This is a genomic window from Clostridium aciditolerans (assembly GCF_016316925.1).
GTDB classification, from domain to species: Bacteria; Bacillota; Clostridia; order Clostridiales; family Clostridiaceae; genus Clostridium_AM; species Clostridium_AM aciditolerans.
In genome coordinates, this window is record NZ_JAEEGB010000024.1 from 1 (window position 1) to 9,218 (window position 9,218).

At 30.8% G+C, this 9,218-nt stretch carries 7 protein-coding genes; 6 read left to right on the forward strand and 1 reads right to left on the reverse strand.

Annotated elements, in window-relative coordinates; translation table 11 throughout:
• Nucleotides 1-724 precede the first annotated feature (724 nt).
• The 6 genes from I6U51_RS16635 to I6U51_RS16660 all read left to right on the forward strand — a co-directional run bounded on the left by I6U51_RS16635 (nucleotide 725) and on the right by I6U51_RS16660 (nucleotide 8,299).
• Nucleotides 725-1,570, forward strand: coding sequence for an alpha/beta hydrolase (locus I6U51_RS16635; RefSeq protein ID WP_211143696.1), 846 nt, complete (start codon nucleotides 725-727; stop codon nucleotides 1,568-1,570).
• 221 nt (nucleotides 1,571-1,791) lie between these two features.
• On the forward strand, nucleotides 1,792-2,949 hold the full coding sequence (locus I6U51_RS16640; protein WP_211143697.1) for a CapA family protein: 1,158 nt from the start codon (nucleotides 1,792-1,794) through the stop codon (nucleotides 2,947-2,949).
• Between the two features lie 217 nt (nucleotides 2,950-3,166).
• Nucleotides 3,167-4,726 carry a histidine kinase gene (locus I6U51_RS16645; protein ID WP_211143698.1) on the forward strand — a complete coding sequence of 520 codons (1,560 nt, stop codon included), beginning with the start codon at nucleotides 3,167-3,169 and terminating at the stop codon, nucleotides 4,724-4,726.
• Nucleotides 4,727-4,753: 27 nt separating this feature from the next.
• Entirely contained in the window at nucleotides 4,754-5,458 is a 705-nt protein-coding gene (locus I6U51_RS16650) for a response regulator transcription factor (RefSeq protein WP_211143699.1), read from the forward strand.
• Between the two features lie 230 nt (nucleotides 5,459-5,688).
• The gene (locus I6U51_RS16655) at nucleotides 5,689-6,951 is read left to right on the forward strand and encodes a serine hydroxymethyltransferase (RefSeq protein WP_425489771.1); all 1,263 of its coding nucleotides are present in this window, start codon (nucleotides 5,689-5,691) and stop codon (nucleotides 6,949-6,951) included.
• A gap of 19 nt (nucleotides 6,952-6,970) precedes the next feature.
• Entirely contained in the window at nucleotides 6,971-8,299 is a 1,329-nt protein-coding gene (locus tag I6U51_RS16660) for an APC family permease (protein ID WP_211143702.1), read from the forward strand.
• A 73-nt stretch (nucleotides 8,300-8,372) separates the two neighbouring features.
• Here the strand turns inward: I6U51_RS16660 and I6U51_RS16665 are convergent.
• Nucleotides 8,373-9,218 (reverse strand): glycoside hydrolase family 73 protein (locus I6U51_RS16665; RefSeq protein ID WP_211143701.1); only part of this gene is annotated, 846 nt, incomplete at its 5' end.

Below are 9,218 nucleotides of genomic sequence, written 5' to 3' on the forward strand. Positions count from 1 at the left end.
CCAGGTAATAGTAAAAACACTAAGCATATGCTTGGTGTTTTTTATTTATGTAAAAAAGTAAGTAACAAACCCATTCCTAACAGGTTGGCTAAGCTTCACAGTGCCGATGGCATTGCAGGGGAGAACCCTGTGGGAGAGTAGGTCGTCGCCAGGTAATAATGAAAACACTAAGCAAATGCTTGGTGTTTTTTTACTTTTGTATAAGGCCCAGAACTGTGGTTCTCACACTTATTCTTAAGTTTTCTTCAATATAGTTTTGGAGTTCTTGCAAATCATAGATTCTTATATATCGCTATCAATTAATCCCTAATATCCGTACCTTATTCCACTCGCATCTAGATTATTGTAATTTATAAATTAAGTGTTTTGTATATTAATTTTAAAAAGTTAGTTAATGGAATAGTTATTTAAATAAGAAAGTTATTATAAACATCATTTAAGAAATTAAAAGTAAACATATTAAACATATATATGTAATATGTTTATGTGATATAAGTGGTTGAATAATCAGATTTTTCATGAGATACTAAAATATATAAAGAATATTATTTTTTAGGATAAACATGCAGCTTAAATAGAACAGATCATTTAGTATATTAGTAAGATTTAACTGTACAAAATCAATTCTAATTTAGTTGTAAATTGAATTTATGAAGTCTTGCAAAATTAGATTTATTAAAAAACATTTATGTGTGAATGAAATTAGAAGATGGAGGAATTTAAAATGAATTTAGAAGCTTTATGTAGTGATCCTTTAGAGGTAGATGAAAAATACCCTGCAACATTAGAATGTTTTACTTTTAGTAGCAACGGATATAACGTAAATAGTATGTTGTATATTGCACAAGGTGAAGGGCCTCATGCGACAATAATACTCCTTCATGGATTTCCTGGACATGAAAAAAACATTGATCTTGCTCAAATTTTCAGAAGAGCTGGGTATAATGTAATGATTTTTCATTATAGAGGAAGTTGGGGGAGTGAAGGTACATATTCTATAAGCAATGTTCTTGAAGATGCGGAAGCTGCTATTGATTTCTTGAGATCTGAAAAATGTAAAAAATCATATAGGGTTGATTCAGAAGAAATAATTTTGATCGGCCACAGTGTTGGTGGTTTTACAGCATTAATGACCGCCGCAAATCATCCTGAAATAAGATTAGTAGCTTCTCTTGCAGGTTTTAATATTGGAGTTTATGGCGATATGATTTTCGGAAGTAATAAGTTAATAAAAGATGCTGCTGCGCAGTGGGAGGATTCAATTCCACCACTTAAAGGGATCACAGCAGAAGAATTTCTAGTAGATGCAGTAGAGAATAGGGAAAAGTGGAATCTAAAAAATATAGCAGAAAAATTAAAATCCCATTCAATTTTAATGGTTGCTGGAAGCAGAGATGATGTGTCAATTATAAATGAACATCATGAATCATTAGTAAATACTATTCAAAAACATGAGATCAATGATTTAAAAAATATAGTTTTGAATGCGGATCATTCCTTTTCAGATAAGAGAATAGCTCTTGGAAAAATAGTATTAAGCTGGCTTTTAGAGCAAAGAGAAAAAAAGTGATAATCTAAGATATATGCGACATATTTACCTGGCCTAGTTTTTACATATTAGTAAAGTTAAATATTTTTAGTATTTATCAATGAGTTATTGTAGATGTTTGGTAAAGTCATATCTGATATAATAAATATAAGAAATAATTAACTTTAAATTTATATTTTGTAAACAAGCCGTTTAATAACTAAGTTCGGATAACTTAAAGCATGTAAAAGGCGGGTGAAAGCATGGATAAAAGGAAAAAGATTAAATTAAAAAAGAAAAAAAACGTAATCTTTATAGCTACAGTGTGCTTATTCTCAACTATCATAGTAGCTTTTAGTACAGTTAAGTTTATGAACTTCATGAGTGATAAAGCAAAAACAGAATATGCTAATTCTAAAGTACAGGAAACTAAGAAGATAAGCAATGAAGGAGATAATAAAAATAAAAATACTAAAGAATCTGCTTCTAATATAGAGATTCTATTAAGCAGTGCTGGAGATTGTACCATTGGAACTGATCCGAGATTTGATGCGGATACATCTCTTCCAACTATGGTTAGAAGACATAATAATGATTACTCATATTTATTTAAGAATGCTGTTCCAATTTTCGAAAAAGATGACATAACTATAGTAAATTTAGAAACCACTTTTACTAATGCCAAAACTAGAGCTGATAAAACATTTACCTTTAAAGCTCAGCCAGAGTTTGCAAAAGCTTTAAATTTGGGATCTATTGAAGGAGTAAACATATCCAATAATCACATATATGATTTCTTAGATAAGGGTTTTAAAGATACTATAGAAACACTTAGGCAGTATAATATTAACTATTTTGGTGAAGGTAACAAGTGGATAAAGGAAATAAAAGGAGTTAAATTCGGATTTTTAGGTTACCAAGGTTGGAATAATAATGATAAATTTATGAATAAATTAAAACAAGATATAGAAGAATTAAAAGGTCAAGGGTGTGTTGTAGTGATTAATTTCCATTGGGGAGAAGAGGGGAATTATTATCCTAACTCCATTCAAAAAAGTATTGCTCACTATGCTATTGACCAAGGAGCAGATTTAATAATTGGTCACCATCCACATGTAGTTCAGGGACTAGAAAAATATAAGGATAAAATTATATGTTATAGCCTAGGTAATTTTTGTTTTGGAGGGAATTCTAACCCTTCAGATAAAGATACTTTTGTGCTTCAAACTAAATTCTCTTTTAATAATAACAAACTTGCAAAGTATGATGTGAGAGTTATTCCTTTTAGCGTTTCTTCGGTAGAATATACTAATGATTATTGTCCAACGCCTCTAAGTGGAGATGATAAAGATAGAGTATTGGGGAAAATTAATAAAATATCCACTAATTTAGGATTTAAGATAACAGATTCATTTAACTAGAGATGGAAAGTATTCATCCTTTAGGTTTAGGAAAATAAATATTCATATGCCAGAGGCACTAAGAGCATATATGGGTAGAGTAGATAGAACTACTATATAGAAAAGATACCAAGCTTTTATCGGGCCTGGTATTTTTTGTAGTGTAACAGCACAATTCGGTTTACTATAATCATCATTAATTGAATAATTTTATTACATATTGAAGGAGATGTGTATTATGAAGAAAAATATACAATCTTTTGAGTGGGGGCATATAGAGTGGATTTATGAGCCAGATTCTAACAACTCTCTGAATAATATGAGCATAGGAATCACAACTATTTTGCCGAATAAACGACAAAATAAACATATACATTATGGCGATGAGCAAGTGATTTATATATTATCAGGAGAAGGTAGTCAGCTTATTGGAGATAGAGTAAGTAATATAAAGGCAGGCCAGATTTATCATATGGAAGCAGGTACTATTCATGAAACAATCAATCAAGGTAATGAGACAATAAAACACTTACTAATATCAATTCCTGTGCAGTGTGAGCAAGATATGCTGATGCAAAAAGAAGAATCATACATATTTAATAGTAATGAAATGTTCAGTGACACAGCCCAAATCAGTGATGAAATAAGCCATATATATGAAACAATTATTAATCCTTTGAAAATACCAGTAGCTATCTTTGATATGGATGAAAATATAGTTATCAAAGGTAGGGACTACCCTGAGTTCTGTAAATATAATTGTTCGATTCATAAAGATGTAGGACATTGTCCTATGTATGATATAAAAGGTAAATATAGAGCACCTCAATATAAGACTTTATCAGCAGTTATATGTCCTCATGGACTAACAGTGTTTACTACTTTTATTATGTTTAATAATAAGCCTATCGGAACAATAAAAGGAGGACATATTAGAATATCCACATCAAATTTAGGTGACTGCGGTAATTCAAGTAAAGAAACTTTTGATACATTAAATAAACTAATGCAAGTAGTTCCAAAGGGAACATTAAATGCAATATTACAGCAGCTAAAAAAACTGAGCAAAACTATAGAGAACTATTATATTTTCAAAAATGTAGAGATTCAATTAAATAAAAAAGAAGAAATTATTCAAGATATCGTAAAAAATGAAATTGCACTTGAAGAGTCATTAAAATCAACAAAGGAAAAGGTATTAAATATACAGATTAATAATCATTTTTTATTTAACACATTAAATGCTATTGCAGGTCTTGCCATAAAAGAATGTGCGGTTGAAACTTATCAATCTATTATAGACATTTCAAAGATTTTAAGGTATACAACTACAAATCAAAATCATTTTATTCAATTAAAAAATGAGATTCAATACTTGAAAAACTACACAAATTTAGAAAAATTAAGGCGTGGAGATAAATTGGAAATTAATATTGATGTTTCAACTGATATATATGATAAAAATGTTCCATTTAACTGTTTGCAACCCATTGTAGAGAATTGCTTTATTCATGGATTTAAAGATATGAAGAAAGATATGAAAATAAATATTATAGGGAAATTGAATAAAAACAAATTAGTAATTGAGATAAGTGATAATGGTATAGGATTGAATGAGGAAGATTTGAATAAACTTAGATGCAGAATTAGTGAATACGAAAAATATGAATTAAGAGGACTTATGATGGTTTACCGTAAATTAGAATTGATTTATGGAAAGAATTTTGATTTTATAATAGAAAGTTCCAAGGGTAAAGGTACTAATGTAAAAATAACTTTACCTGAATATATAGTGTAAAATAGTAATTTACGGGGGGCGATAAAAATGAGACAGGCCGTTATTGCTGATGATGAAGATTTATCTATTGAGCTGATAAAATATTTAATTAAACGTTTTAATTTGCCTATAAGTGTCATAGGAAAGGCCTCGGCAGGAGATGAGGCTTTAGAAATAATAAAGAATTTAAAACCAGATATTGTTTTTCTAGATATTAAAATGCCAGTTTTAAATGGTTTAGAAGTTATAGAAAAAATAAGATTATTACAAAATAACTCAATTGATTTCATTGTCATTACTGCATATAGTTATTTTGAATATGCTCAGACATCTTTAAGATTAGGAGCAAAGGATATATTACTAAAACCAATTGAACCTGAACAATTCCTGGAAACCATGGAAAGAGTTTTAGGATATAGATACTCAAATAATAAGATCTTCAACGAAGTATTAGAGTATATAAATCATAATTATCAAGATGATATAAAGCTTAAGGAATGTGCAGATATATATCATACAAGTTCAAGTTATATTGCAAGAATGTTTAAAAAATATTATGAAGTAAGTTTCATTACTTATGTAAATAATTTGAGAATTAATAAAGCAGTAGTATTACTTAAAAACACAGATATGCCTATTAAGGATATAGCTTATAGAGTGGGATATAACAATCTTAACTATTTTTACAAAGTTTTTAAGAAGAATATAGGAGTTACGCCAAACATATTTAAAAATGGTTTAATTAAAAAGTAAAAATTATTCAAGAGAAATTATATTGATATATTTACACATTCTTTTTTTATTTAAATATTTGGGAATTGAAAAAATTGTTCTTTTTAGTATTTACAATCAAGCTAATAGCAAAATTACAATTTTGTTCAATAAAAAGTCAATTCTATTAATATAAATTGTTTGAATATTATGAAATAATATATATATAAACATTTTTGTTAATGTCAAAATGTAAGAAATGGGGGGATATGATTATGTTAAAGACAGTTAGAGAGAGTGATAGGGAGTTATACGAAATAATAAAAGAAGAGTATGGACGCCAGAAGACAGGTATTGAAATGATAGCTTCAGAAAGCTATGTACCAATTGAGATTATGGAGATTCAGGGTAGCATATTAACAAACAAAACTATGGAGGGATTTCCAGGTAATAGATTTCATGCAGGGCATCAATTTATTGATAAAATGGAGACCTTGGGCATAGAAAGAGCTAAAGCATTATTTAAAGCAGGACATGCTAATATACAACCCCATTGCGGATCAAATGCTAATCAAAGTGTTTATGTAGCAATACTTAAACCTGGAGATACTGTAATGGGAATGAGACTGGATCAAGGAGGACACTTAACACACGGCAGCAAGGTAAACTTTTCAGGTAAGACCTATAATTTTATTTCATATGGTTTAAATAAAGAAACTGAGCTTATAGACTATGAAGAGTTGGAAAGATTAGCAAAGGAGCATAAACCTAAATTAATTGTAGCAGGAGCAAGTGCTTATCCAAGATTTATAGATTATGAAAGAATATCAAAGATAGCTAAATCAGTTAATGCATATTTTATGGTAGATATAGCGCATGTAGCAGGTCTTGTTGCAGCAGGCGTACATCCAAGCCCAGTACCTTATGCTGATTTTGTAACATCAACAACAACTAAAACTTTAGCAGGAGCAAGAGGCGGGTTTGCACTTTGTAAAGAAGAATACGCAAAACAGCTTGATAAGGCTACATTTCCAGGTGCGCAGGGTTCAGCACATCTTCATATAATGGCAGCTAAAGCATTTACTTTTAAAAGAGCGGCCACTGAAGACTTTAGAGACTTAATGAGACAAGTAGTAAAAAATGCACAGAAGCTTGGAGAAGTATTACAAGAAAAAGGTTTTAGACTTGTGACAGGTGGAACAGATAATCATTTGCTATTAGTAGATCTTCGTCCAAAAAAGTTGACTGGAGTAGAATTTGAAAAAGCCCTTGATTATGTAGGAATATCGGTTAATAAGAACATGATTCCTTTTGATCCAGAAAAGGCTATGGTAACAAGCGGTGTGAGAATAGGTGCAACTGCAATGACAACAAAAGGTATGAAAGAAAAGGAAATGGAGATTATAGGAGAATTAATTAATGAGGTAGCTGAAAATATAAATGACAATAAAGCATTGGATTCAATTAAAGAAAGAGTTACTAAATTAGGAGCACAGTTCCCTCTTCAGTACCCTGAATATTTTGAAGCTGAATAGAGGAAAGGAAGTGAAAGTCATGCAAACAGAAACTGGGAAAAATGGAACAAAGATAAAAAAGCAGCTCGGATTTGCTCAAACTCTTACTATAGTTATAGGTATAGTTATTGGATCGGGTGTTTTTTTTAAACCATCGATAGTGTTCAAAAGTGCAGGGGCGCCAGGACTTGGAATTCTTGCATGGGTTGTTGGTGGCATCATAACAATGGCAGCTGGGCTTACAGTTGCTGAATTAGGCGCTGCCATTCCAAAGACAGGTGGACTATTTGCGTACTTAAAAGAATTATATGGTGAAAAATGCTCATTTCTACTTGGATGGGTTCAAACTGTTATATACTACCCAGGAACACTTGCAGCTCTTGCAATAGTTTTTGTTACGCAGGCAACATTCTTTATACCAATGTCAGACTTTAATCAAAAGATACTTGCTGTATTTATTGCAGCAATGCTTACGGGAGCTAACATTATTTCTACAGAATTTGGTGGTAAGATCCAATTTGTCTCAACAATTGCAAAGATGCTGCCAATATTTATAATAATTATATTTGGGCTTATAAAGGGAACGGTTCATGAATTTACTCCAGTTGTGGGATCAGTAAGTACAGCTACTGGATTCGGAGCCGCTATTCTTGGAACACTATGGGCTTATGATGGATGGGTTAGCGTAGGTAATGTGGCAGGAGAAATTGACAATCCAGCAAAGAATCTTCCAAAGTCTATTGTTGGTGGTCTCTCAATTGTTATGATTGCATATATTGGAATTAATCTTGCAGTTATAAACGTGCTTCCAATGGAATCAGTTATTGCTTCAAAAAAAGCAGCATCCGATGTAGCAGTTGTTCTATTTGGTACAGGTGGAGCAGCATTTATTGCAGCTGGAATTATGATTTCTATTTTTGGTGCAATGAACGCTTATATATTAACTGGAGCTAGGGTTCCACTTGCAATGGCTCAAGATGGCGCAGTACCATTTAGGAGTTTCTTTAGAAAACTTAGTAAGTCAGGAACCCCAATAAATGCACTTATATTTCAGTTTGTTTTATCAATTGCTTATATATTTACTGGTTCATTCGATATGCTAACTAATCTTGTAGTATTTGTTTTATGGATATTCTTTGTTCTAGCAGTTGCAGGCGTATTTATATTAAGAAAAAAGCATCAACATCTAGAAAGGCCATATAAAGTTCCACTATATCCACTAACACCAATTATAGGAATAGTTGGAGGAGTTTATATTTTAATAAGTACAGTATTCACAGATACTAAAAATGCACTTTGTGGAATAATTGTTACGCTGATAGGTGTACCTGTTTATATGTATATAAGTAAAAAGCAAAAGCAATTGTAAAAGCACAAAAGAACTATAAGCCATTAATTCCAATGGCTTATAGTTCTTTTTTCTTTTTATTATAATCCTATCTTTACTGACTATTCTTATTATAATTCATTTCACACTGAAAATCTAAAAGTTGAAGATTCTGTTCTTGAATAATATCGATTACTAGCTCCGAGTAAATTTGTTGTCCTTTACTATTCTCTACAGTGCTGTAGCCAGCTTTCTCTATAGCATTTGCCTGATCTATATAATGTGTGGCTTGAAAAACTCCACTTTGTTTATACCTTTTATTATTTTTTAAAAACTCTCCGTAATCCCTTATGGATTCCTGTTTACTATTATATACCCGAAATTCATCTACAATCTTTTGATTATAATACTCTGAGGTATTCATTTTAATTTTTTTTCCCTTCCAACTAGTATCTGCCTTTATTCCAAACAAATTGTTTGCTTTTGTGCTTAATTCTGATTTTCCCCATCCACTTTCTAAAATAGCTTGGGAAATTGTCACAGAAGGAAGGACACCATACTTATTATATATTTCAGCAGCCTCAGGATATAGCTCTTGAATAAATTGCTGCGTGGAAACATTGTTCAAATTGTTCTTCAGAGTTCCTGTGTATTTTAAATCTTCTATATAGGTATATACCCTTTCTTTTTGTTTTTTATCAAAAGATAATTTCTCCAATACTACATCTAGATCAACTAATCTATAGTTACTATTTCTAACCTTATTACTTGTACTATTTTTTTCTAAAAACATAGCAGCTAATTCATTTGTATTACTGTTAGTTGCCTTGGAAAAATCATTCTTATATCTAACTCCATCAATAGCTGCTAGGTACTTCCAATTAACTTGAAGTTTTCCTTTGCTTGCGTTATCAGCAGCTTGTATATAAAATTTTGTATTTAATCCACTTAAATTAATATG